This window comes from Rhodococcus wratislaviensis, assembly GCF_900455735.1.
In the GTDB taxonomy this organism is placed as follows: domain Bacteria; phylum Actinomycetota; class Actinomycetes; order Mycobacteriales; family Mycobacteriaceae; genus Rhodococcus_F; species Rhodococcus_F wratislaviensis.
On sequence record NZ_UAUI01000014.1, the window covers coordinates 39,898 to 63,618 of the forward strand.

Annotated in this window: 24 protein-coding genes; 4 read left to right on the forward strand and 20 right to left on the reverse strand. The window is 63.3% G+C overall.

Annotated elements, in window-relative coordinates:
* Positions 1-1,596 carry a glycoside hydrolase family 13 protein gene (locus DTA22_RS19330; protein WP_112300605.1) on the forward strand — a complete coding sequence of 532 codons (1,596 nt, stop codon included), beginning with the start codon at positions 1-3 and terminating at the stop codon, positions 1,594-1,596.
* Positions 1,584-2,495: a DMT family transporter gene (locus DTA22_RS19335; RefSeq protein ID WP_112300606.1), complete on the forward strand. Its 912-nt coding sequence runs from the start codon at positions 1,584-1,586 to the stop codon at positions 2,493-2,495. Before DTA22_RS19330 ends, DTA22_RS19335 begins: the two co-directional genes overlap by 13 nt.
* A gap of 7 nt (positions 2,496-2,502) precedes the next feature.
* Here the strand turns inward: DTA22_RS19335 and DTA22_RS19340 are convergent, their stop codons facing one another.
* From DTA22_RS19340 to ettA, 5 genes are all read right to left on the reverse strand, one after another.
* Positions 2,503-3,189 (reverse strand): hypothetical protein, encoded by a 687-nt coding sequence (locus tag DTA22_RS19340; protein ID WP_037236332.1) that lies wholly within the window; start codon positions 3,187-3,189, stop codon positions 2,503-2,505.
* The gene (locus DTA22_RS19345) at positions 3,182-3,607 is read right to left on the reverse strand and encodes an acyl-CoA thioesterase (protein WP_009474093.1); all 426 of its coding nucleotides are present in this window, start codon (positions 3,605-3,607) and stop codon (positions 3,182-3,184) included. The genes DTA22_RS19340 and DTA22_RS19345 overlap by 8 nt, the downstream gene beginning before the upstream one ends.
* Positions 3,604-8,505 carry an NAD-glutamate dehydrogenase gene (locus tag DTA22_RS19350; RefSeq protein ID WP_112300607.1) on the reverse strand — a complete coding sequence of 1,634 codons (4,902 nt, stop codon included), beginning with the start codon at positions 8,503-8,505 and terminating at the stop codon, positions 3,604-3,606. The genes DTA22_RS19345 and DTA22_RS19350 overlap by 4 nt, the downstream gene beginning before the upstream one ends.
* Before the next feature lie 108 nt (positions 8,506-8,613).
* Entirely contained in the window at positions 8,614-9,039 is a 426-nt protein-coding gene (locus DTA22_RS19355) for an acyl-CoA thioesterase (protein WP_112300608.1), read from the reverse strand.
* 1 nt (position 9,040) lies between these two features.
* The gene (gene ettA, locus DTA22_RS19360; RefSeq protein ID WP_005264313.1) at positions 9,041-10,720 is read right to left on the reverse strand and encodes an energy-dependent translational throttle protein EttA; all 1,680 of its coding nucleotides are present in this window, start codon (positions 10,718-10,720) and stop codon (positions 9,041-9,043) included.
* Between the two features lie 172 nt (positions 10,721-10,892).
* Between ettA and DTA22_RS36085 the strand changes: the two genes are divergently transcribed.
* The gene (locus DTA22_RS36085; protein WP_160118526.1) at positions 10,893-11,030 is read left to right on the forward strand and encodes a hypothetical protein; all 138 of its coding nucleotides are present in this window, start codon (positions 10,893-10,895) and stop codon (positions 11,028-11,030) included.
* Positions 11,031-11,377: 347 nt separating this feature from the next.
* Positions 11,378-11,617 carry a hypothetical protein gene (locus tag DTA22_RS19365; protein WP_112300609.1) on the forward strand — a complete coding sequence of 80 codons (240 nt, stop codon included), beginning with the start codon at positions 11,378-11,380 and terminating at the stop codon, positions 11,615-11,617.
* A gap of 79 nt (positions 11,618-11,696) precedes the next feature.
* Here the strand turns inward: DTA22_RS19365 and DTA22_RS19370 are convergent, their stop codons facing one another.
* The 15 genes from DTA22_RS19370 to DTA22_RS19440 all read right to left on the reverse strand — a co-directional run bounded on the left by DTA22_RS19370 (position 11,697) and on the right by DTA22_RS19440 (position 23,664).
* Positions 11,697-12,251: a restriction endonuclease gene (locus tag DTA22_RS19370; protein WP_112300610.1), complete on the reverse strand. Its 555-nt coding sequence runs from the start codon at positions 12,249-12,251 to the stop codon at positions 11,697-11,699.
* 562 nt (positions 12,252-12,813) lie between these two features.
* On the reverse strand, positions 12,814-13,704 hold the full coding sequence (locus DTA22_RS19375) for a hypothetical protein (RefSeq protein ID WP_112300611.1): 891 nt from the start codon (positions 13,702-13,704) through the stop codon (positions 12,814-12,816).
* A complete protein-coding gene (locus DTA22_RS19380; RefSeq protein WP_112300612.1) occupies positions 13,701-14,270 on the reverse strand; it encodes a DUF6932 family protein in 570 nt (189 codons plus the stop codon). The genes DTA22_RS19375 and DTA22_RS19380 overlap by 4 nt, the downstream gene beginning before the upstream one ends.
* A 343-nt stretch (positions 14,271-14,613) precedes the next feature.
* Positions 14,614-14,955, reverse strand: a complete 342-nt coding sequence (locus tag DTA22_RS19385) for a hypothetical protein (protein ID WP_112300613.1) — start codon at positions 14,953-14,955, stop codon at positions 14,614-14,616.
* A gap of 578 nt (positions 14,956-15,533) precedes the next feature.
* Positions 15,534-15,788 carry a hypothetical protein gene (locus DTA22_RS19395; RefSeq protein WP_146777775.1) on the reverse strand — a complete coding sequence of 85 codons (255 nt, stop codon included), beginning with the start codon at positions 15,786-15,788 and terminating at the stop codon, positions 15,534-15,536.
* 10 nt (positions 15,789-15,798) lie between these two features.
* Positions 15,799-16,107, reverse strand: a complete 309-nt coding sequence (locus tag DTA22_RS19400) for a hypothetical protein (protein ID WP_146777776.1) — start codon at positions 16,105-16,107, stop codon at positions 15,799-15,801.
* Between the two features lie 321 nt (positions 16,108-16,428).
* Positions 16,429-16,728, reverse strand: a complete 300-nt coding sequence (locus DTA22_RS19405) for an HNH endonuclease (RefSeq protein WP_112300617.1) — start codon at positions 16,726-16,728, stop codon at positions 16,429-16,431.
* A 463-nt stretch (positions 16,729-17,191) separates the two neighbouring features.
* Positions 17,192-18,064: a hypothetical protein gene (locus tag DTA22_RS19410; protein WP_112300618.1), complete on the reverse strand. Its 873-nt coding sequence runs from the start codon at positions 18,062-18,064 to the stop codon at positions 17,192-17,194.
* Positions 18,065-18,355: 291 nt separating this feature from the next.
* The gene (locus tag DTA22_RS35940) at positions 18,356-18,640 is read right to left on the reverse strand and encodes a hypothetical protein (protein ID WP_146777777.1); all 285 of its coding nucleotides are present in this window, start codon (positions 18,638-18,640) and stop codon (positions 18,356-18,358) included.
* A gap of 216 nt (positions 18,641-18,856) precedes the next feature.
* Entirely contained in the window at positions 18,857-19,306 is a 450-nt protein-coding gene (locus DTA22_RS19415) for a hypothetical protein (RefSeq protein ID WP_146777778.1), read from the reverse strand.
* 277 nt (positions 19,307-19,583) lie between these two features.
* Positions 19,584-20,531, reverse strand: a complete 948-nt coding sequence (locus tag DTA22_RS19420; protein WP_218027718.1) for a P-loop NTPase family protein — start codon at positions 20,529-20,531, stop codon at positions 19,584-19,586.
* Between the two features lie 477 nt (positions 20,532-21,008).
* Positions 21,009-21,191, reverse strand: coding sequence for a hypothetical protein (locus DTA22_RS19425; RefSeq protein ID WP_112300620.1), 183 nt, complete (start codon positions 21,189-21,191; stop codon positions 21,009-21,011).
* 387 nt (positions 21,192-21,578) lie between these two features.
* Complete coding sequence (locus DTA22_RS37175; protein WP_112300621.1) at positions 21,579-21,977, reverse strand: helix-turn-helix domain-containing protein; 399 nt, start codon at positions 21,975-21,977, stop codon at positions 21,579-21,581.
* Between the two features lie 181 nt (positions 21,978-22,158).
* Entirely contained in the window at positions 22,159-22,353 is a 195-nt protein-coding gene (locus tag DTA22_RS37180) for a helix-turn-helix domain-containing protein (RefSeq protein ID WP_112300622.1), read from the reverse strand.
* Between the two features lie 231 nt (positions 22,354-22,584).
* The gene (locus DTA22_RS19440; RefSeq protein WP_112300623.1) at positions 22,585-23,664 is read right to left on the reverse strand and encodes a tyrosine-type recombinase/integrase; all 1,080 of its coding nucleotides are present in this window, start codon (positions 23,662-23,664) and stop codon (positions 22,585-22,587) included.
* Positions 23,665-23,721 lie beyond the last annotated feature (57 nt).

A 23,721-nucleotide genomic window follows, 5' to 3' on the forward strand; every position in this document is an offset into this window, starting at 1 on the left:
GTGAGCACTCCCGCCGAAACGTCCGCCGACGACACACAGCCGGCACCCTGGTGGTCCGACGCCGTCTTCTACCAGATCTATCCCCGCTCGTTCGCCGACGCGAACGGTGACGGTGTCGGCGACCTCCACGGAGTGCGGGACAAGCTGGGATACCTCGAACTGCTCGGTGTCGACGCCCTCTGGCTGAGTCCGGTCATGCGCTCCCCGATGGCCGATCACGGTTACGACGTGTCCGATCCCCGCGACATCGACCCACTGTTCGGTGACCTCGCGACGATGGACGCACTGATCGAGGCCGCGCACGCGCGCCAGATCAAGGTGACGATGGACCTGGTGCCCAATCACACCAGCGTCGAGCACGAATGGTTCCGCGAAGCCTTGGCGTCGCCGCCGGGCAGTCCCGAACGGAACCGGTACATCTTCCGCGACGGTCGCGGTGAGGACGGCGCGGAGCCGCCCAACAACTGGCCGAGCATCTTCGGTGGTCCGGCGTGGACGCGGATCACCGAGGCCGACGGCAAGCCCGGCCAGTGGTACCTGCACATCTTCGCGACGGAGCAGCCCGACCTGAACTGGGACAACCCGGAGGTCGTCGAGGATCTCACGAAGACGCTCCGGTTCTGGCTGGACCGCGGCGTCGACGGATTCCGCATCGATGTCGCGCACGGCATGGCGAAGCCGGAAGGTCTGCCGGACCACGACTGGTCCGCCAACGAACTGCTGCAGAACTCGGACGACGATCCGCGGTTCGACAACCCCGCGGTCCACGACATCCACCGCGGCATCCGCAAGGTCCTCGACGAGTACCCGGGCACGATGGCCGTCGGGGAGATCTGGGTTCGCGACAACGAACGCTTCGGGGAGTACATCCGGCCCGACGAACTGCACCTCGGGTTCAACTTCCGGCTGGCGGAGGCCGAGTTCTCGGCGGAGACGGTGCGGGAGGCGATCGAGAACTCCCTGACCGCAGTCGACCAGGTGGGCGGGACACCCACCTGGACCCTGTCGAACCACGACGTCGAACGGGAAGTCACCCGGTACGGCGGCGGCGAGATCGGCACGGCTCGCGCCCGGGCCATGATCCTCGTCGAATTGGCGCTGCCGGGTGCGGCGTTCCTGTACAACGGCGCCGAACTCGGCCTGCCCAACGTCGAGCTCCCCGATTCTGTGTTGCAGGACCCGGTGTGGGAACGGTCCGGTCACACCGAACGCGGCCGCGACGGCTGCCGTGTGCCCGTGCCGTGGGAGGGCACCGAACCACCGTTCGCGTTCAGCACCGGCGAGCCCTGGCTGCCGATGCCCCCCGCGTGGGCGGACCTCACCGTCGAGGCGCAACTCGAGGACGTCACGTCGACACTCTCGCTGTACCGGGCCGCACTCGAACTGCGCTCGTTCCGCCCGGAGTTCTCCGGTCCGGGAGTCGACTGGTATGGAAGCCCCGCGGGCTGCTTCGCGTTCCGCAGGCGCGGCGGGCTGATCTGCGCTCTCAACGCCACCGACGCGCCGATCTCACTGCCACCCGGTGAGGTGCTGCTCAGCAGCGCGCCGCTCGTCGAGGGGCAGCTCCCACCGAACGCGGCTGCGTGGCTCATCTGACCCGCACTCCCGCAGTCGCGGCGGTCGTCGCAGCATCGATCCTGTTCGCTACGACGGGAACCGCGCAGGCTCTTGCATCCCGCGCCCTCGGATACGACCTCGACCCGCTGGCTGTCGGCTCGGCCCGGGTCGTGGCCGCGGGTGCGCTCCTCGCGGCGTTCGCGGCGCTGCGTGGCGGGCTCGGCTTCGGTGGCGGTGCCGGGATTCGCCGGTACGTGCCCGCCGTGTGGGGCGGGATCGGGGTCGCGGCCTACCAACTCGGATTCTTCAGCGGTGTGCAGAGCGCCGGGGTGGCGGCAGGAACCATGATCGCGCTGGGTTCGGGCCCCGCATTCACCGGCGCACTGCAGTGGGCGGTGCACCGGCACCGTCCCGGCCCGGTGTGGGCCGTGTCGACCGTCATCGCCGTCGCCGGAATGGCGTTGATCGTGGCGGGCACGACCGGCGGCTCCGACTCGTCCGGGATCCTGGCGGGCGCACTGCCTGCACTGATCGCCGGTTTCGGGTACGCCACCTACACGGTTGCCGGGTCGTCGCTGCTCGCGGCGGGTGCGAGCCCCGAGGCGGCGATGGGACAGATGTTCGGTCTCGGTGGACTGTTCCTGATCCCCGTGCTCGTCGCGACCTGGCCCGGCGGCCTCGATACCGGGGCGGGCGCTGCGGCCGCGGTGTATCTGGCGATCGTCCCGACCGTGCTGGCGTATCTGCTATTCGCCGCCGGACTGCGGCGGCTGCCACCGGCAACGGTTGCGACGCTCACACTCACCGAACCGGTGGTCGCGGCACTGCTCGGGACCGCGGTGCTCGGTGAGCAGTTGACCCTGGTCGCGGGGCTGGGGATGGCGGCCGTCGTCGCGTCGCTCGCCGTTCTGGCAACCAGCACGCTGCGGTCCGGCTGACGGCGCGCTACCGCGCCACCGACAACGGAATCCCTCCCCCGCGGTGCCGGTAGATCGACCCGAACCGGGCGTCCACCCGCAGCCACGACGCGGTGGCGCGCACCCGGACCAGCTCGGAAGCATCGATCCGCTCGAGGTCGATGTCGGCGGTCAGCCGATCCGAGCCCGCGTGCGGAACGAACCCCATCGCGGTGAGGGCGAACACCACCCGCATCGGGATGCCGACCGCCTGCTCCGCGCCCTCCACCTGCAGCACTTCCTGGTCGAGGAGCGATGCGGGCGGCCCCTGGCTGCTGCCGTGCTCCTGCGCCAGGGCCGCACCGCGCTGCGCGAGGTCGACCAGGACACGCGCCGGGACGTCGTCGACGTGAACGAAGCCCTCCGTCGGAGGCAGAGCGCCCCGCCACGCCGAATCCATCGAAAATCCCGGATCGATGTCGGCTGCGGTCGTCGCTTCGAGCGCGGCGAGCAGTTGGTCGCCGGCGGCCGACGTGTCGTCCGGGGTGATGGTCCCCGCGACCGTGCGCACCGCCAGCGCGTCGAAACCGGTTGCCGCCCAGATCGTCAGGCGGCCGGGTCCGCGTTGACGGAGGCGGACCACCGTCGACTCGTCCAACCGGACCACCCGCGTGAGGAACGTGGCGAGATCACCGCGCTCCGTGGCGTCCGGGATCGACAGGACACGCTCATACACGCTGCCAGCTCTCCAGGTACGCGCGCTCGACGTCGGTGATTCTGCGCAGGCGCTGGGTGTCGATGTCGAACGCCGCGATCTGCGTCGAGGCGATGATGGACGGCGCGACCGAGACGTCGACGCCCTTCGGGCGAACCTCGTAGTTGATCGTGAAATCGACCGCACGAACCTTCTCCACCCACATCAGGACGTCGAGCGGTGAATCGCTGTGCCGGAGTTGCCCCCGGTAGCGCACATGGAGGTCGGCGATGACCGCGCCGTCACGCAACGTGACAGTGGGGCGATCGTCCTCGAACAGCCAGGGAATCCGCGCCTCCTCCAGCAACGTCACCATCCGTGCGTGGTTGATGTGCTGGAAGACGTCCATGTCCGACCATCGAACTTCGACCTCCGCGTGAAAGCCCTCGCTCAACGTCATACCTCCGATCGGGTGCCCATACCTCGCACCATGCTGCGTACCTGACGCGCCGCCACCGAGAGCGTCGCGAGGTCAAGGGTCCCAGACTCGAAAATTTCGGTGAGAGCGGACCTCGCCCTGGCCAGCCGGGACGCGTTCGTCGACTCCCAGTCGTCGATCTTCTCCTGCGGCGTCTCGTGAGGTTCACCACCCAGGAGCACTTCCATCGTGAGCTGACGCAGCGAACTGTAGAGGTCGTCACGCAACGCGAGGCGGGCCAGCGAATGCCAGCGGTCGCCCCGCGCGAGGGTGGACACGGCGCTCAGCAGCCAGTCGATGCCGAGGTGCGCGTCGAGTTCGTAGTACAGCTCGGCGACTTCGTCGATGTCGCGTTCGGCGATGTCCGCGATGTCGCTGATGTCGAGCAGACAGAACTTGTCCAGAAGCCGGAACACCTCGAACGCGAGGTCCTCGGGCGCCCCGCGGACGACCAGCGGCCGCGCCCGCGTCTCCACGTCGGCGAGCTGATGTCCCCGCACGAGCTGCGGCACCCTCGGCGAGAGTGCGCGGAAGTCGGACGAGTACCGGGCGATCTCGGCGCCCACGGCGAGGGGCTGAGGCCGGTTGGTCAGGAACCAGCGGGACGCGCGGTCGAGAACCCGGCCGGACTCGAGGATCAGGTCGTCCTCGATGTCGGCCGCGATGTTCGCCGACCGGATCCTCGACCACAGGTCGGGCAGGGCGAAGATCTCGGTGACCGCCGCGTAGGCGCGGATGGCGTCGGTGCTGCTCGCACCCGCCTCGTCCGCCAATCTGTACGCAAAGGTGATGCCGCCGTTGTCGATGGTCTCGTTCGCGAGCATCGTCGCCACGATCTGCCTGCGCAGAGGATGCGCCTTGATCGCGGTGCGGAACCGCTTGCGCAACACTGTCGGGAAGTACCGCGGCAGCCGCGGCGCGAACGTCTCGCTGTCGGGCAGGTCCGTCGCGAGGAGGTCGTCCTTGAGCGAGAGTTTCACATGCGCGGTGAGGGTCGCGAGCTCCGGAGACGTCAGACCCTGACCGGCCTGCCTGCGACGGGCGATCTCCTCGTCGGTGGGCAGGGCCTCGAGCTTCCGGTCGAGTCCGCGACGCGACGCCAGGTGCTCGATCTGGCGGCGATGCACGCTCAGCATCGGAACCGCGCTGGTCCGGGAGACACCGAGGAGATCGTTCTGCGCGATGTTGTTCGCGAGTACGAGCTGGGCCACCTCGTCGGTCATCGACGCCAGCAGAGGATTGCGTTCCTCCCGCGGCAGCCCGCCGCTGCTCACCAGCGAGTCCAGCAGGATCTTGATGTTGACCTCGTGATCGGAGCAGTCGACGCCCGCGGAGTTGTCGATCGCGTCGGTGTTGATCCGGCCACCGTTCTGGCTGTACTCGATCCGGCCGAGCGCCGTCACCCCGAGGTTGCCGCCCTCGCCCACCACCTTCGCCCGCACCTCGTTGCCGTCGACGCGCACCGAGTCGTTGCTCTTGTCGCCCACCTGCGCGTTGGTCTCGGTGGACGCCTTCACGTACGTGCCGATGCCACCGTTCCACAGCAGATCAACCGGGGCACGCAGGATTGCCCGGACCAGTTCCGGCGGGGAGAGTTCGGTGACGGCGTCGTCGAGTCCGAGCGCAGCGCGCGCGGCGGCACTGATCGGAACCGATTTGCGGGTCCGGTCCCACACTCCCCCGCCCTCGCTGATGAGGCTGGTGTCGTAGTCGGCCCACGACGACCGGGGCAGCGCGAACATCCGGGACCGCTCCGCAAAGGACCTGGCGGCGTCGGGATCGGGGTCGAGGAAGATGTGCCGGTGGTCGAACGCCGCCATCAGCCTGATGTGCCGGCTCAGGAGCATGCCGTTTCCGAACACGTCGCCGCTCATGTCACCGACACCGACCGCCGAGAAATCCTGGGTCTGGGTGTCGACGCCCATCTCCCGGAAGTGCCGTTTCACGCTCTCCCAGGCACCGCGCGCGGTGATGCCCATCCCCTTGTGGTCGTACCCGGCCGACCCACCTGACGCGAACGCGTCGCCGAGCCAGAATTTGTACTGCTCCGCAACAGAATTGGCGAGGTCGGAGAATTTCGCGGTGCCCTTGTCCGCGGCCACGACGAGATACCGGTCGTCGCCGTCGCGCCGCACCACCCGGGGCGGCGGAACGATCTCCCCCGACGCCTGATCGACGTTGTCGGTGAGGTCCAGGAGCCCGCAGATGAACGTGCGGTAGCAGTCCTGGCCCGCCTCGAGAGCGGCCGCGCGGTCGGCCGCCGCGTCCCCCGACGGCGTCGGCGGATTCTTGACGACGAAGCCGCCCTTCGCGCCGACCGGGACGATCACCGCGTTCTTCACGGCCTGCGCCTTCGCCAACCCCAGGATCTCGGTGCGGAAATCCTCACGCCGGTCCGACCAGCGCAGCCCGCCGCGGGCGACGGACCCGAACCGCAGGTGCACACCCTCGACGTCCGGTGAGTACACGAAGATCTCGTACTTCGGGCGGGGCTTCGGAAGTTCCTGGATCGACGTCGGATCGAGCTTGATCGACAGGTATGCAGGCGACTCCCCGGTCTCGCCGACGACGAAGTAGTTGGTGCGCAGCGTCGACTTGATCAGCCCGAACAGACCGCGCAGGATGCGGTCCGCGTCGAGGCTGACCACGGCGTCGATGTACTCCCTCAGGCGGGTGTCGAGTTCGGCCACCAGGTCGGGTGAGGGCGTCTCCGGGTCGAACATCGCCTCGAACAACTCGACGAGGGTATACGCGGAACGCGGATTCGCCAGCGCCACCCCCTCGATATGGAACTGACTGTAGGGAAACCCCGCCTGGCGCAGGTACTTTGCGTACCCTCGCAGAATCACGGCCTGCCGCCACGACACTCCCGCCCGCAGGATCAGCTCGTTGAACCGGTCGGCCTCCGCCCGCCCGAACCACACCGCGGTGAAGGCATCGGTGAACCGTTCCTGAAGCTTCGGTGCGGCAACGGATGCCTCCTCGGCGGCGAGTTCGGCGTCCAGGTCGTCCTCCACCGAGGAGCGGAGCAGCTCCGCGGGAACCGACAGCCCGAAATCGTAGATCCAGCACGTCAACCCGTCCGGCCGCGGAATCAGGTACGGCCGTTCGTCGAGCACCTCCACACCCAGGCTCTGCAGGACCGGAAGCACCTGGCTCAGCGAGATGCCGTCCCCGCCCACGTACAGGGTGAATCGCCAGTGCCCGACCTCGGCCCCGGGATCGCGGTACAGCAGCAGGTCGATGGAACCGTCTTCGAGCGCTTCCAGCCTCGCGAGATCCGACAACGCGCGTGTGGCGTCGAAATCCTCCTTGTACCCCTCGGGCAGGACGGCGGCATAACGCTGCGCCAGAACGGGATCCACACCGGTGGTCACCGGGAGAAGGTCACCGAGATGGTCGTCCCAGCTGCGGCTCGCGTCGGCCAGCATGGCCTGGACCCGTTCCCGGTCGGCGTCCGAGAGGTCGAGCCGCGACCCCATCTGTTCGGCGCTCTTGCGGATCGTCACGTGCAGCAACGCCAGGTCGGACTCCGTGACGCGCGCGGTGTATTCCAATGTGCCGCCGCCGAATTCCCGCAGCAGGATGTCCTGCATCGCGAGCCGGACCCGGGTGGTGTACCGATCGCGGGGAAGGTAGATCAGGCAGGAGACGAATCGACCGAGAAAATCCTCGCGCACGAACAGACGCACCTGACGCCGGAGGCCGATGCTGTGCACGGCGGTCACCGTGTCGAACAGGGTGTCCGCGTCGCTCGAGAACAGTTCGGTGCGCGGGAACGACTGGATGACCTCCAGCATCGCCTGCCCCGAATACGAGTTCAACTGGAATCCGGCCCGGTCGATCACCTTGCGCACCCGGCGGGCGATGACGGGAATGTCGAGGACGTTCTCGTGCAGCGCCGTGACGGTGAAGACGCCGAGGAAACGGTGCTCACCGGTGATGTTGCCGGCCTCGTCGAGGATGCTCACGCCGACGAAGAACGGGTAGACCGAGCGGTGCACGGTCGCGGGGAACGAGCCCTGGGTGAGCACGAGCAGGGGGCGGTCGGGGATCTCGGCGGCCGGCGGCAGGCTCAGCGGGCCTTCTGTGACCGTGTCGGAGCGCAGCAGTCCGAGACCGCTGCCCGGCACCACCTGGAGGCTCCGGGCTCCGGAACCGTCCGGCTCCCCCAGTTCGAAGCGGCGGTACCCCAACGCCGCGTAATTGCCCTGCGACATCCACCGCAGCAGGTCGGCGCAGTCCTCCAGGTCGTCCTTCGACACACCGGGACAGGGTGTGGACGTCTCGAGTTCGTCGGCGAGCGACCGCTCGAGCTTGCGCATGATGTCGGTGTCCCGGACTACCTGGCGCACGTCGGCGAGGACGGTGCCGACTTCCTTCTCGAGTGTGTCGAGAACCGCGGAGTCGGCACGCGGATCGAGTTGGACGTGGATCCACGACTCGGGGACGCCGTCCGCGTCGGCGTCCTCGGCCTTGTCTCCCATGAGGATTCCGCGCAGTGCGCCGATCGGATCGCGCCGGACCGAGACGATGGGGTGCACGAATTCGCTGATCCCGATACCGAGGCGGTTCAGCAGCGCGGTGATCGATTCGACGAGCAGCGGCATGTCGTCCGTCACGATCTGCAGTGCCGCACCGAGTTCGCGCCCGTCGCCCGGGCGGTAGACCCGGGTGACCGCGCGTTCCGGCGGACGATGCAGGGCAAGTGTCAGATGCGCGCCGAGCACGGCGTCGGAGGCGCCGTTGACCGCGCTCTCGCTGTCACCGCGATCGACGTGACGGAAATACACGGCTGCGAGAGTCGGCACCTGAGACCGGAGACCCTCGGGCAGATTCCGCGCCCACTCCGCATCTTTCAGTGCTGCCGATTCCGTCATCGGGGCTCACTTCCTCTTCGTTCCGATCGCCGCGGGCAACTCTCTCGACACTAGCCCGCGGCGACGGGAACAGAGGGTGAACTTCGGGCACCCCGCGTGCCGGATCAGTCAGCCGGTGGTCACCGGCGCGAGGTACCTCTCGAGCCCGTCCCGTTCCGCCTCGGACAGCGGACGCGAGCGTTCGGTCTTCACGTCGAACGCGACCAGCAGGGCGTCACCCGTCGCGCAATGGACCCCGTCGCGGTTCGTGACCACGTGCCGGATCGTGTACGACGAGTTGCCGACATGGAGCACCGACACGTCGATCGTCAGCGGACCGGAGGCATCGGTGACGGGACGGAGGAATTCCACCTCCATCTTGCGCACCACCATGGCCCCCGGCCGGGCTCCCACCGACTCCAGCTCCGAAGACAGGAAATGCACACGTGCTTCCTGCATGTACTCGACGAACCGGGTGTTGTTGACGTGACCCAGCCGGTCGGAGTCGCCCCACCGGACCTGGATCTCGTACGTGAAGACCTTCGACCCCACCAGGTCAGTCCCTTGTGAGCTTGCGGTGCGTCACCCGGTGCGGCCGTGCCGCGTCCGGTCCGAGCCGCTCGACCTTGTTGGCCTCGTAGCCCTCGAAGTTGCCCTCGTACCAGTACCAGGCGGCTTCGTTGTCGCCGAAGCCACCCTCCCACGCGAGGATGTGCGTGCAGGTGCGGTCGAGGAACCAGCGGTCGTGGGAGATCACGACGGCGCAGCCGGGGAACTGCTCGAGGGCGTTCTCCAGCGAACCGAGGGTTTCGACGTCGAGGTCGTTGGTCGGTTCGTCGAGCAGGATCAGGTTTCCGCCCTGCTTGAGCGTCATCGCGAGGTTCAGGCGGTTGCGCTCACCACCGGAGAGGACTCCCGCCGGCTTCTGCTGATCGTGGCCCTTGAACCCGAACGAGCTGATGTAGGCGCGCGACGGCATCTCCGTCTGGCCGACCACGATGTGATCGAGACCGTCGGAGACGACCTCCCACACCGTCTTGTCCGGGTCGATGCCCGTGCGGTTCTGGTCGACGTAGCTGAGCTTGACGGTCTGACCGATCTTCACCTCACCGGCGTCCGGCTCCTCCAGCCCGACGATGGTCTTGAACAGCGTCGTCTTACCGACACCGTTGGGTCCGATCACACCGACGATGCCGTTACGGGGCAGGGTGAACGACAGGTCCTTGATCAGAACCCGTCCGTCGAAGCCCTTGTCGAGGCTCGAGACCTCGACCACGACGTCGCCGAGGCGCGGCGGTGCCGGGATCTGGATCTCGTCGAAGTCCAGCTTGCGGGTCTTCTCGGCTTCGTTGGCCATTTCCTCGTAGCGGTCGAGGCGGGCCTTGTTCTTGGCCTGACGGGCCTTCGCGCCCGAGCGGACCCAGGCCAGCTCCTCCTTGAGGCGCTTCTGCAGCTTCTGGTCCTTCTTGCCCTGGACCTCGAGCCTGGCTGCCTTCTGCTCCAGGTAGGTGGAGTAGTTGCCTTCGTAGGGGTACAGGCGGCCGCGGTCGACCTCACAGATCCACTGGGCGACGTGGTCGAGGAAGTACCGGTCGTGGGTGACGGCCAGGATCGCGCCCGGGTAGGCGGCCAGGTGCTGCTCCAGCCACAGGACGCTCTCCGCGTCGAGGTGGTTGGTCGGCTCGTCGAGCAGCAGCAGGTCGGGCTTGCTGAGCAGGAGCTTGCAGAGTGCCACGCGGCGCTTCTCACCACCGGAGAGGTGAGTGACCATCTCCTCCGGCGGCGGACAGCGCAGAGCGTCCATCGCCTGCTCGAGCTGGGAGTCGATCTCCCACGCGTCGGCATGGTCGAGCTTCTCCTGGAGCTCGCCCATCTCCTCCATCAGCTCGTCGGAGTAGTCGGTGGCCATCAGCTCGGCGATCTCGTTGTACCGCTTGAGCTGGACCATGGTTTCACCCATGCCCTCTTCGACGTTCTCGCGGACGGTCTTGGTCTCGTCCAAGTGCGGTTCCTGCATGAGGATCCCGACGGTGGCACCGGGAGCGATGAACGCTTCACCGTTGCCCGGCTGATCCAGCCCCGCCATGATCTTGAGGATGCTGGACTTACCCGCGCCGTTCGGGCCGACCACACCGATCTTGGCGCCGGGGTAGAAGCTCATCGTGACGTCATCGAGGATGACCTTGTCACCGTGCGCCTTGCGCACCTTCTTCATCGTGTAAATGAACTCGGCCACGCCGTAAGTCTCCTAGCTGGGGTTTATCGCGTATGACCAGGGGATTCTCTCGCAGATCCCCCGCGTGTCATCTGGGCTTCTTTTAATCGATGCTATCGGACACAGCAAATCGGCCCCAGTGAGAGTTGCACCTCTCAACTAGGGCCTCGGAACCCGACGGAAGTGACCCGCCTTGAACCGTAGGACAAGACTACCCATAACTACCGACAGGCTCGAGGTCATCCTCGCCGTCATCATCCTCATCGGCCTCTATGCCGCCACCATCGGCATCCTTCGCGTCTGCGTGAGTCTCGGCCTGTACGTCAGCTAAACCGCTGCACGTCGTTCTCAGGGCCAGCCCGACGCTAACCAGCGGCCTCCTGTTGCCAGTGCTGACAATCCCCGGAACCAGGTTCGGGGAGTCCCCTAGCCGACTGATCATCCGCCAGAGGATCAACCAACAGCCGCTCACGCTCACAGGCGCGAGTGGCCAGAGGTCGTGGGGTAGCTATCGGTCAGCGGAAATTTGGGAGGCAGGGCTTGGGAGGCTACCAAGCCAGGGCCTCTAGTCCCCTTCATTCCCTGGACCGCACCTACCACGAAACGAAACCTTCAACCATCCCGAAAACCGACCGGGGCGTCATCCTTTGCCCCACTACACAGAAACCGAGAACCGACGTGACCACCCTCATCAGCACAGCCCAGCACAACGACTTCCTCACCAAAATGCACGACGCCATCCACAGTGCCGACTACACCATCGGACAGGTTGCAGAACACCTCGGATTCTCCGCATACCAGCTACGGACCCCGGTCATGTCGGCGGAGAACCCCAACGGGCTGACCATCGATGACGTTTACGAGGTCTCCAAGCTGGTCGGAGGCAACTGGGTGGAGTGGTTCCGCTCATTCGAGTGATCCCCAGAACGACGAAAAATGCCCCCGGCAACCCATCCAGGGTCCGGGGGCATCGTCCTTCTTAGCCAGTCGTTTGCTACTACTTTGTACTCTGCGAACCGGAGATGATCAGCCCAACGACGACAGCGGGACAGAGGGTATAGCCGAAGGCGTAAGCCAGACTCCCCGAAGCAATCCAGGCGACCACGAGCCATACGAACAGGCCCATTAGCAGCACGAACTGCCATTCGGCAGCCAACGAAGCCCAGAAACCAGACCCCGCGCTGGAGGTGCGTGGCGCGAGTCGCCGCGCTGACGGATTCACCGCAGCAACGTTCCCGAAAAGGTCATAGGAGAACAGACAGATTCCGTGCTCGTTCGCGTACTCGATCGCGTGCCTGCTGTATCCAGAGGCGCTGAAGAAGAGGAGTTGCTTCGACATGTCAGCTCCACGAGCACCATAGAGCCGCTGAAGATCAGGCCGTCCCGTCTGCGCCGACTTACATTTCACTTGCGCCAACGCGTGCCTGGACCGGACGTCCACGCCTCCATCTGGCCCACCCGATACGGCTCGCGCATCAGAGAAGCCGAAAGAACTTCGCATGAAGTCGGCAGCGAACAACTCTGCATCGCGGGGGTTGTTGATTACTGCCATCGTCTCCGCTCCCTATTGGTAGCGGGAGCATAGCCGGACACACCGACCGAAGTTGATCGCACAGGCCGATGGAACCGAAACCGATGCTGTTGCGTCGAATCCAGCATGGACAACGATCGGCGCAAGGACTTCATGTTGTGGACACTCGAACTGCTCCACGACCGCAGGGAACGCAGGGATCGGGGCCGGCGGCTTCCCTCCGACGACCCCGATTCCCGCATAACGGACGCTACCTCAGACGAGCGAGCCGTGTCGAACAAACTTTCGAACCGACGTACATTCAACACCGTGCACTCCACCGAATGCCCGCCTGAACACTGCCCGAACGGCCACCTACTCGGCCCGCGTCAATGCTTCGTTGGATGGGTGGAACCCATGCGCCTGCGCAACTGCGCAGACAGGCGGCCATCGCACCTACCATTGCAGGAGGTGCGGTAGCACGGTCGACGTGCCGCCGTGTTCAGGAAACAAATTCAAGCTAGGCGAACAGTGGGCAAGAAGAGATCAAATGCCGGGCTGCGACTAATTAGCACCCCGGCTACCGGGCTAATTGCGCTCTTCGTTAGTTTTCATCTGACAGCTTTTGATCGTGGCTAATCAACCGAAGGAAGATGTGTCGATCCAGTGGTTGTCCGCCCACGCCGTCAGCCTTAATGGTCGTTTCCACTTCCATCCGTACGTATCGGCCCAACCTGAATGCATCGCTTGAGAGGATATCCTCGGGCACATCCTCGACGAGCACTTTTGACTTCTTATTCTGCCGAATGGTCACTTTTCCGTCGAGTTCAGCGCCGTATACAGAGCCATTAATCGGCTCTACGAAGGTCTTGTCACGGCGCTCAAAGAGGTTGCGCGCGAACTCCCTACCGACGTCACTGATCTGCGACTTTCGACGTGGCCCGTTAGGGCTCAGGTAATCAACCTCAAGATTGACGTCAGCCGAATCCAAAGCCTTAACGAGTTTGCGTAGATTTTCCCATCGATCGGCAGGGACTTTAATATCCTGACTTTGATTCTCGATTGAATCATGGAGGTCAAGAATTTGAGCGAGAGCTGATTCGATCCGTGAAATTGCTCCGAGGTCGAGTTCGTCCTCGGATGCCTGACTAGCGAAATGGGGAAGAGCGTGAATTACGACGCTGCCGTGACCTACCCCTACAAATTGCAATCTTGCACTTTCTTGAAGTTCCTCAGGCAATGCTGATTGGAGTTCCTGATCGAAGCGCTGCAAAACTGGGCTGGCCCGGAAATCGAATGCGCCGTCTTGGACGCTCCCGCCGAACAACCGCACATCGAGCCTCAGGGGAAATACGGTCAGTGGGTCGATTCTGCGTAAGGCCTCCAAAGTGGCCTTCCGTGCCGCACCAGGCAGGTCGTCCTCAGTGTCGTCGGAATCTAGCCAATCCGGGTGGACGAATCCGTCAGCCTCGGGAAAGCGGTCGGTCAGGCTCACAGGATCACCTCCAGATACCCTCGTCGGCCGTGCACATCATCCATGGTAGGAGCCCGCTTCGGCCCAGCGGGGCGAACTCGCTGCCAGAAGTCATCCATCGACCCGCGCGTTTGGTAATAGTCTGCCTCAAGGATCGAGCAATCGCCCGCCAACGGGGACACAACTGGGTACCACGTGAAGGGGAACGGTTCGACTCCATACGCCTTCACAACGGCGGGACGGTGCCCGAACAACATCTTCAGTGGTTTCACCCCCGGCTTCCCGTTCAAGTCCGCAAGCTTAGGCCCGTTGAGCTGGGGCGATACGTCCACATCGTCAGGATCGATCACACTTGGGGTGAAACTGCCACCGATCCATAAGCCCATTAGGACGTCAGGTTCGCTAACCTTCTCCTGAACCAACTTCCAAGCCTCAAGATACTTCTCCAGTCCGACATATCGAGTCCTTCTGGTCTTCGAGCCCGCGAACTGGTCGTCGTCCACGAACCTTGCCCTAATCTCGGCGAGAGTGCATCGGTACCGACCAAGAGGAAGATGCCCAGTCACAGGGTCGAGGGGAGGAATCATCGCGAAACCCCTCCCCGCCAGCGTCCGGAAGCCATGATGCAGCGCGCACCACTCACGTGACGCCCCTCCCTTTATTCGCCCCCGTAGGAACCGTGGACCCATTGCCACGACAAGCCGAATCATCGCATATCGCCCTTAGTCGGCAGCGACATACCGCGTCGAACTAGAACGTTCCCCTGCAACATCGAGACGTAGCCGCCGGGCCACGTATTCGCCGCAGCCCACACCTTCCGGGCCGTACACCACTCCGAAATTCGCTCCGAACGACACTCACCAGACCAGTCCCCCTCGACGAACACCACCAACCGCTCAGGTGGCGGATCACCCAGCACCCGCCGGCGCTTCACAACTTCGCCCGATACACACCACGCGGAGCACCACGAACCGAACCGCGCTCGTCATCCTCCTCAGCGGGGATACGCAGAGCCGCCAACAACCGGGCAAGCACAATCCTCTGCTGACGGGCCTCCACAGCAGCCGGGTGCACCTTCTGCCCCTGCGGAGAAGCCATCATCAACCCATCCGACTCAACCAACGCCTGCAACGCCGCGATCTGGTCAGCAGTGGATGCAGCCTCACGCAGCAACTCCAACTCGTGCGGGGACAACTCGAACTCGTCTGAGAGTGCACTCCACAGCCGCTTACCGGCCTCCGAGAGCCCCTCTGGGGCAGTAAAATTCGTCATCGGCACGTCCTTCTGGATAGGTCCATTCGTTTCACCTGGTGGAGAGGGAAGCTGACACAGTGCGGAGCGTGTGTCAGTGGGTCATGGGTGGTCCGCCCCCCTGGTTGCTGGCGTAAAGCCACCCTCTGAGAGCTGCGCTGCGCCACTGCTTCCGTAGTCCTGGCGTGTCTGCTTGGCCGTTGCGTCACAGGGCATCTGAGGGCTTCCCGCCTCAGCGATGAGCACTCGTCTCCCGCATACGTGCAGGCCAAAGCATGTGATTCGTACTTGAGCCTGGTCACAGCGTTGCCAGTTACCAGTCCCTGCTGGTGGGTGGCTTGGGGTTGCGCTTGCGGTTGCGTATGCCGTCGCCTCGTGAGGAGTTACAGCCCCGGTGTGCAGGTCGGATTGCCCCGTGCACGTCCCCGCCAGCGTTCAGAGGCTCAACGTGATCCGCGGTCCAAGCGCCTTTATCGGTGTAAGGGAGGTCAAGGTCTATGCGTTCGCCGCAGAGCCAACACACCTGGTGAGCGCGCCGTAGTCGCTTGGCTGCGTGGCGGTAGCGTCTGCTGTCCCGTGGGTTCCCTGCCATGACAGCATCAGCCCTCGAGGTGCAGCACGTTGGCGGCGTCGAGTATCAGCACGTCGTGGGGTTGGCCCGCGTTGCGTGCGTAATGATCGTCCGGGAGTTGGTACCGGCGTAGCTGCACTGGCTGACCTGAGGCGAGCATCTGCACTGGTCCTGACAGCTCGGCGAACACTTTCGGGTCGATGTACCCATAGATGTTGCGGAATTCTTCAGCCTCACGCAGCAGGTACTCGCGCAACCCGTTCGACGTTGTCCCTTTGGGCATCCGTGCCATGTCAGTTCCTCCCCCACCGGGCTTGTGCCGCCTGCTGGTGTCGCAAGCTCTTCGGCTCCTGCTCCGTCGCATCCGGGTTCAACGTGGCCGACCAACGTAGGACGTTCGCCTCACACTGTCGGATCTCAGCGGCCAGTTCGGTAATTCTGCGGGTGCTGACGGGTTCCTTCGCGGCCTCAACGGCCAGCAAATCGGCCAGTAACGCACCCCTATCAGCCGCTTTACGGATCGAATCGAGCACCAATTGTTCCCGCTCATCCCACTCGGCCGGCGCATCGAGGAGCTTGTTCAGCTGCTCTACGACGCGCATGCCCTCCGATTTCCTCGGTCTGCCCATGTGTTCATTCCTTACGTTGATTTGCTACGACTAGGTGCCTCTGACCTGCACAGATACGACAACCCAATCGGTTGAGCGCTGAGTTGCCCCGTTTCGGATTCACCCACCCCGGTACCCCTGCTGCGCGTTCTGTTGCCTCGCAGGAGCACTCATAGACCAGCGCGCTACCCCGTGGGTTCCCCACATGCGATGCGGCCAGTCTGAGGCGGTATGGTCGTCGTGGTCCCGTGCTCGGGTGGTCGTGGTCCATGCCCCACCCATCCGTTGAAGGCCCCCAGTTGCGTTGTGCCGCAGTCAATTCAGTCCTGGGTGCTTGGGTGTGGGTAGCTTCAGCCGTGCTCGTTTGCGTTGTGCCCCGCGCAGTGCTTCGGCTTGCGTCTTGGCCTGGTGGTGTGGTTTGCACAGGAGTCCTGCGTTGCTGGGGTCGTCGGTCCCGCCTTCTCGCACGTTGATGATGTGGTCGAGTTCGAGTGCGACAACTGTTCCGTCTGCGCCGCATTGCTGGCATACGTTGCCGTCGCGTTCGATGACGAGTCTCTTCAGGCGTCTCCACTGTGGTGTGGACGTTCTGCTGTTGCCGTTCTTCCATGCCATTCGGGTTGCCCTTCGGTTGGGGGCAGCATTCAGCCCTCTGTGAGTAACGGGGGTTACAACGTCAGCGATAGTTCTGACAGGTCGGGAGGACCAGGAGACAGTGATGATCGGCTATGTGTTCGACATACCGGTGTTCGGTGACCCGATCTGGCCTCCGGGCGTTTGGTATGTCAACTTCGCCCACTGGTGGAATCAGTTCTGAGGAGGCGACATGATCGGGAACCTGCCCGACCTCGGCTACTGGATAGACGTGACCTGGCCCATCGTCACCCTGTGGAACCTGTTCGTTGACTGGTGGAATCCGTTCTGACCCGTCGAGCGGGCACCACCTCGCTTGGAAGTGATGCCCGCCCACGTGGGGCGCTGCTACTGACTCGCCGGAAAGGTGGGTCATGGTCAGTGCATGGTTCCGTCCGGTCCGTCCGGTGCCGGCGACCTTGACGCCCGGTCAGTTGGTCTGTGGTCAGCCCTCGTCAGCGACCTTGTACGGGTTCACGTGCACGTCAGGGACGAACCCCTCAGTCTCGCTCATCCGTCCCGAACGACCCGGTGTGATGGCCGCATCCCACGACTGCTCGAGGTAGGAACGCAGGCGCTCACGTGCCTCAGCAACCGTGTTCAGGGTGATCGGCACTCCTGCCCGGAACCAACGGCTACCGCGCGGACCAAGCCCGTGAACTACCCGGAACGTGGATGCTTCGTAGAGTTTGCCGGTCTCGACGGGGACGAAAAACAACCCGAACGTGTTGATGAATCCTGCGCCGGCAGCACTTTCGATGAGCGGGAACTTGCCCTGCGGCGTGAACTCTGCGACCAGCAGTTCGCACTGATCCAGCCTGCCGGTGTGCGTGGGGAGTCCCTGCCACACCTTGAGAGTTTCCGCATCGGCGCGGTCAAGGAACGTCGTGGGGTCCTCGTCACCGTTGATGACCGACTTAGCCTGTGCGATGCCCTCGGCTGCCTTCTCCACGACGGGGCGCAACTGGTCGAGGATGGTGTCTGCTGCGCCTTCGGCAAGGGCATTGTGGAAGCGGCTCGCAATGGCGACTTCGTTTCCGGTGAGCTGGCTGACGTACTGGCGGCGTGCGGCTTCGTCGGCACCGCGCTTGGCGAGGTCGGCGAGTTTCTTCTCGGTGAGTGTCCCGGCTGCTGCGTGCGCCTTGATTTCCTCGGCGGTGGTGTCGGGGGCGTTGGTGAAGTTCCGCAGGTCATCCCAGGAAGCCAGAATATTGGTGAGTTCGGCAGGTGCTTCGATACCGAGTGCGGTGAGGTTGGCGAGGAATCCGCGGCAGGTGCTGATGGTGACGCCGTGGGCGAGGTTGAAGGTCTTCGTCATGTTGGTTCTGCTTTCAGTCAATTGCGAATGGGTGGGCGGATCGGTCCGCTAGTTCTGGTTTGCCGACTGCGCGGTAAAGCGTGTCGAGTTGCTGTTGGCCACGCTCCGAAAAGTGGTCAATTTGATCACTTTCTTCCAACTTGTCTCGGGCAGCGGCCACTGGTTTGGCTGGTGCCGTTGAGGGGCTCACCCGGTCTTGCGGTCTCGTCCAGGCGCTCGGATAGTCCCGTTCAGGTGCCTCTTCAACCTTCTGTGGGCGTGTATCCCATTCGGGCGGGTACTGCGGTTCAGTCACGGTGTTACTCCTCGGGATTCAAGTACGTCGGCCAGATCGTGGATACGGTCAGCGACAAGGCGTGCAGCATCAGGGGCCAGCGTGATACCAGCGATATTCAGGGAACTGTCGGTGATCGAGACTTCGATGGTGCGGCGGTGCGCGAAGCAACGCCGTTGCGCTGACCTAGTTGGCTGTTCGCAACCAGGCTGAATGCAGGGTTCAGCGGCGCGGAACGATTTCCGGTCGCGCGGGTTGTAGTTGAGTTGGCCACCATATTTGAGCGGCGGTCGATCAGTCACTGTGTTTCCTTCCGTGCCCGTCCAGGGCCAGCGATGATGGGGCGGTTGTCGTAGCGGGCTTGTGCAGCCTTCTTCGCTTGGAGGAGTGAGCCGGCTTCGTACTCACGACCAGTTGGTGTGGTGCGGTATCGGACGTGCCCGTCGTGCGCCCAGGATCGGATGGTGCGGGTTGTGCGCTTTACGATCCGTGCGGCTTCGTCGCCACCCACCCAGAGTTCAGGCAGCCTCACGTAGCACCACCTGCCAAACCGTGTCCGACACTTCCGGCCAACGCTTCATGTGAATGGCCCGAAGCTCACATAGGTTCTCGCGCATGCCTTCCGGCTCCACCCACGTCGGCGAATCCATTGCGGCAAGTACACGACGGGTCAGTTCACGGACCGGGGTCAGATCATCGCTAATCAGGCCGCAGACGAACCCGTTCACGCGATACAGGCGCCCCAGCCCGATCAGATCGACACCAGACCAGCCAGCCCAGCTATGCAGGTAGGCCACCTCGGTATCCGCTGCGGTCATCGGAATCATGGGCAACGGTGAACTTGAACCCGGCTTGTTGCCGGTATTCACCCGCTCACCGGTTCGAGCGGCACGGGACGAAACCATGCTTCGGAGTTCGGCTACCACTGATGGTGTGGACGCTACGACCACACGTAAATCAAGTTCCACGGTTCTCCTTGGAACGGGGAACGGGCATCGCCTCCGTGGATGGAAGCAATGCCCGTTCGGAAATCAGGATTAGGTGAAATCGGAAATCAAGTTGATCGGTGCCTTTGGCACGCCCGTACACGTCCTGGAATCCCAGTGGCGGTACGAATCCCCATCGCTGAGACAGCAGGGTTCGGATGACGGCCTGTGCGGGAGGCGGCAGCGCGGGATTTGCCCCGGCCGCAACTTGCCCCTGATCACAAGGTTGGCTGACTGACGTTCGACGTACGAACCGCAATCACTCATCGGCGGTTCCCGGTTCCGTACCCCCGCTGCGGGAACCGGGAACCGAGGCCCCCTTCTCCCGCCAAGCCTTCAGAGCCCTTCCCGCACGTTGCTTCTGCCAGCCCAAACGCTGACGAGCGTCCTCAACCGTCGCAGGTGGGGGGTCTAGTGCAGCTATCGCCGCCAAGTCATCGGAGGGAACCGCATCGGCGGGGGCGCTGGTCCCGTCAGGTGCCTTGACTTCCCATTCCAAGATGCCATCGGTAAACGCATAGAGGACAAACAGCCCAGCAGACGGCTCCGGATCACCAGTAGGACAATGCTGACGCAGACCACCGTGCCTGTCCTTGTTCACAGACAAGTATGCTGAACCGCCCTTACCCGGCGTGAACGGTTCTTTGACCTTTACCCGCATCGACACACCACCGATAGCGCGCCGTTTTGCAGCAGTGCCACCAGGCCCCTGTGTGCGCGAGTCTTGCCCCTTAGCCAAGTGATCCACTGCAAGGACACATGCGCCGGAACGTGCCAGCGGCTTCAGAACCCGGGTATGCACCGAGGTGAAGTCGTCAGCCGAGTTGGAGTTGAACCCAAACAGCGGCAACAACTCGCCAATGGAGTCGACAACGGCAACGGTGGGCTCCCATATGCCCATGTCCCCGACGACTTCCAGGAGTTCAAGGTGATCCTCGGGTTCGATGTACCTGAAGCGGGTCTGGTCTCGCAATGCCACTTCAGGAGCACCCAACGCAACTAGTCGCGCGATGGTCGCAACAGCGCCGTTGTGGTCCAGGTCGATGATTAGGGAACGCAGGCCGGCGTGGAGTGCTTCAACGACTGCGGCCAGACACACCCACGTCTTTCCGCTCTCGGGGTCACCGAACACGTTGTTGACCTGACCGGCGTAGAAGAGTCTGCATCCATCGTTGCGTTTGAGGACGACTGGTTTCAGCGATTCCAACCCGGAACCGTCGAGGAGTGCCCCAATGTCCACATACTTCGCGGTTCCCGGTTCCCGCAGCGGGGGTACGGAACCGGGAACCGCGGGTTCTTGCAGGTCAGAGGGTTTAGATCGCCCAGTTTTGGGTGTGCGGTTCCCGCCCGGTTCCCGCGACTCATTACCGAACTTACGGTGAAGGTCCACGAAATTCGACCAGTCGATTGTGTGGCCGTTCATCTCCGCGTCAACTACCCACGGGGGTTTTGGCCGACTATTCGACCAACCGTCTAGGAGTATGTCCGGTTCGGGACTAATCCCTGGTGGTTCATTCGGATCGGTACTGAGTACGTCCGCCATAGTCATGGCGCTATCAGCGATACGCTTTGCGTCCGCGATGCTTTGAATTTTCAATTGGTTCCTTCAGCTCAGCGGTCTGAATCGTCCGCACACGTTGCGGCACTCTGTTACGTATAAGAGGGGTCGAAGGTGAAGCGGGTCCTATTTTTGGTACTTAGCGAGTGCGTCATCAACCGCGTCGCCCAAACGCTGCAATTCCGTAAAGTTCAGGGTGAACTCTTTGCTCGATTGACTGAAGATGATGCGAAACAGGTTCGCGTTGAGGTTGTGTGAATAGCGCTCAGCGATTACGAACGAATTCGAGATGTACGGGCGGTCGTCCATTGCGTTTCTCCTGATCGGTTTTGCGACCACGTTCAGTGGGCACCTCGCGCTGCGGCGACCAGTTCTGCGATAAGTCCCTCTTCCAAGGGCAGGACACCAGACGACCTCAGCAAGTGCTGAGCCCTGGCCAACACGACCTCCTGACGCCTACGAGCAACAACGTCATCGGGGAAGCCATGCATCTGTGCAGCGCGCAAACGGCCGGCGGCGGATAGCACTGCAGGGTTGGCAGCAGCCATGACAAAACTCCTTCAATGGGGGCGAACTAGGTGAGGGCTAAGTACCGGGCGGATAACAGCCCGAGTAAAAAGAATCGGTGCAACGCTCGGAAGCGCAACACCTAATTACATTCTAAGAACGGCAAGATGTTTCGCGGCCACACGCAAGTCAGGAGCGCAATTCTCGGGATGCTTGCATGTTCTGCACCATCTCGTCATACGCAGTCCTGAGCGACGTCTTGCGGTACACCCACGATCGACCAAACGGGCGGGCCTCCACTAGCCCATCCTGCCTCCACCTACGAAGGGTCCGTGCGTTGCGGCCTGTGATCCGTTGCGCTTCGTCCTCCGTCAACCAACCGAAAACGTGCTCACGCAGGTTTCGTTGGACGTACATGTGGCCGATATACCCCCCGGGATGCCGTACCGGCTGCGCTGGGACTAGACCAGCTTCACGAAACATCACTAAACGACTACCCCACTGTCCAAGCGATTCCTTAGCCTCGGCCTCGTCCATAACCTTGAACTCGCGGGCGCGCTGATACGCTTCGATTTCGTCAGAAGTCATTACACCCCTTCCTGCCTATCCAGGCATCACTATTAGGCCCCCAGCGTTCAACTGAGAGCCTCAAAATTGCACAACAAATAGACCTATACGGGCCGAGAATCCGGACACGACCGCCAGACAGCGGATTTGTTTTAACGTCGCCCGAGAATACGAATCGGTGGGACGGCTAGCAAAGAACTATTTAGCGCTGGTTTGAACGTTCCCAAGCCTCGATGCGGGTCACGGGGAAACGCCAAAGCTTGCCCACTCGCAACGCCGGAATTTCACGGGCTGCGGCCATATCCCGAACTTGCCTCTCAGAGATTACCCACCGATTCGCAAGGTCTTTTGTCGTCCAGAAATCTGCCACTACAGTTGCCAATTTGGTATTCTCCATTACTTGCGCTATTCCGTCAATGCCGGTAATGCACACATAGTTTTACACCTAGTGGCCGACGGAAACACTTAACCCGAGATGTTGTGAGTAAGTTTGATGAAAGTTGCTGGTCATCATCCCGGCTGATCTGGGGTTCGTGACCACTCCGGCGTGTCGCACATCACATTCTCGACAGAAACTCTCATGCGATGAACTGTGCAGGAGGGGGACTGACAATTCCCCCACACCTAGCTACAGAAGGTTGTCGAACACTGCTCTCGTCTTCGCGTCCTCACCGGGCCACAGATGCGAGTACACCGCCAACGTCACCATCGGCGAAGCATGCCCCAACCGCTGCTGAACTGTGGTTACCGACGCACCCGACTGGATCAGAGCCGACGCATAGAAGTGCCTCAGACTATGCCATGAGTGATTCTCAACACCCGCGTCTGCGGCCACACCACGCCACACCTTCGCAACGTGCGCGCTCGACCACTGCCCGCCCTGCGCCGCCCTGAACAACGGCGTATGCGACTCGTAGTCATGCCGTTCCAGATGCGCCCTCACCGCGTCCAACGTGGAATCCGGTAGAGGGACCGTGCGCCGAGACTTCTCAGACTTCAGCGCCCTCCAACCGAATGCCGTGTGATGCCCATCGGCTTGCTCGGTCACATCCACAACCCTGCGGGCGAAGTCGATTGAACGCACACGCAAGCCCGCAAGTTCGCCGGCGCGGAGACCACTCGTAGCCCCGAATTCGATCATCGTTGCGTACGGCTCATCAGCGGCATCGATCAGCGACCGGACTTGCTCCACCTTCAGCACCTGGTGCGGCTCAACCGCCTGATTTGCAGGGCTCCTACGCCTCACGTGAGACACAGGATTGCGAACCAGCTGCCCCTGCGCCACAGCATCGTTAAACAGCGCTGAGAGCGTGCCTAGCAGAGTCCTGATGCTGCTGTTGGACAGTGGCTTGCCATCCGCCCAGGGCCTGCCCTCGGCCAGCGTGGCGCGCCACTCCCGCACGTCGTCAGCGGTCACATCCGCCAGCTTCTTGTATTCGAGGTTCCCGAGGTTAGCCGCCAAGTGAGTCCGTACCCCACGAGTCGACGCCGTAGCGGACTGCTCAATGTGCGCCTTCAGCACCACCGAGAGCATGCGGTTGTCCATGCGGGTGCCGGTAGGGCTGAGTCCTTCACGTTGGCGTATCCACTCGCGTGCATCGCCCTGTTTCGCGAAGCTCTTCGACATCTCCTTGCCGCCGACGCGCACGCGTGCCACGTACCGAGGGGCTTTGCCCTCCGTGTAGGTGCGGCGCTGGATGGAACCCATTCCGTGAGTCTATAGGTGCGGGGGACTCCCGCAAATCCCCCGACCGCCCCCGAACAC

Bases quoted from the DNA above. Each gene is read 5' to 3' on its own strand.
- DTA22_RS19345 (WP_009474093.1), bottom strand. From the start codon at position 3,607: ATGACGTTGAGCGAGGGCTTTCACGCGGAGGTCGAAGTTCGATGGTCG.
- DTA22_RS19350 (WP_112300607.1), bottom strand. From the start codon at position 8,505: ATGACGGAATCGGCAGCACTGAAAGATGCGGAGTGGGCGCGGAATCTG.
- DTA22_RS19370 (WP_112300610.1), bottom strand. From the start codon at position 12,251: ATGGCAGTAATCAACAACCCCCGCGATGCAGAGTTGTTCGCTGCCGAC.
- DTA22_RS19380 (WP_112300612.1), bottom strand. From the start codon at position 14,270: ATGATTCCTCCCCTCGACCCTGTGACTGGGCATCTTCCTCTTGGTCGG.
- DTA22_RS19385 (WP_112300613.1), bottom strand. From the start codon at position 14,955: ATGACGAATTTTACTGCCCCAGAGGGGCTCTCGGAGGCCGGTAAGCGG.
- DTA22_RS19395 (WP_146777775.1), bottom strand. From the start codon at position 15,788: ATGCCCAAAGGGACAACGTCGAACGGGTTGCGCGAGTACCTGCTGCGT.
- DTA22_RS19400 (WP_146777776.1), bottom strand. From the start codon at position 16,107: ATGCGCGTCGTAGAGCAGCTGAACAAGCTCCTCGATGCGCCGGCCGAG.
- DTA22_RS19405 (WP_112300617.1), bottom strand. From the start codon at position 16,728: ATGGCATGGAAGAACGGCAACAGCAGAACGTCCACACCACAGTGGAGA.
- DTA22_RS19410 (WP_112300618.1), bottom strand. From the start codon at position 18,064: ATGACGAAGACCTTCAACCTCGCCCACGGCGTCACCATCAGCACCTGC.
- DTA22_RS19425 (WP_112300620.1), bottom strand. From the start codon at position 21,191: ATGGACGACCGCCCGTACATCTCGAATTCGTTCGTAATCGCTGAGCGC.
- DTA22_RS37175 (WP_112300621.1), bottom strand. From the start codon at position 21,977: ATGACTTCTGACGAAATCGAAGCGTATCAGCGCGCCCGCGAGTTCAAG.
- DTA22_RS37180 (WP_112300622.1), bottom strand. From the start codon at position 22,353: ATGGAGAATACCAAATTGGCAACTGTAGTGGCAGATTTCTGGACGACA.
- DTA22_RS19440 (WP_112300623.1), bottom strand. From the start codon at position 23,664: ATGGGTTCCATCCAGCGCCGCACCTACACGGAGGGCAAAGCCCCTCGG.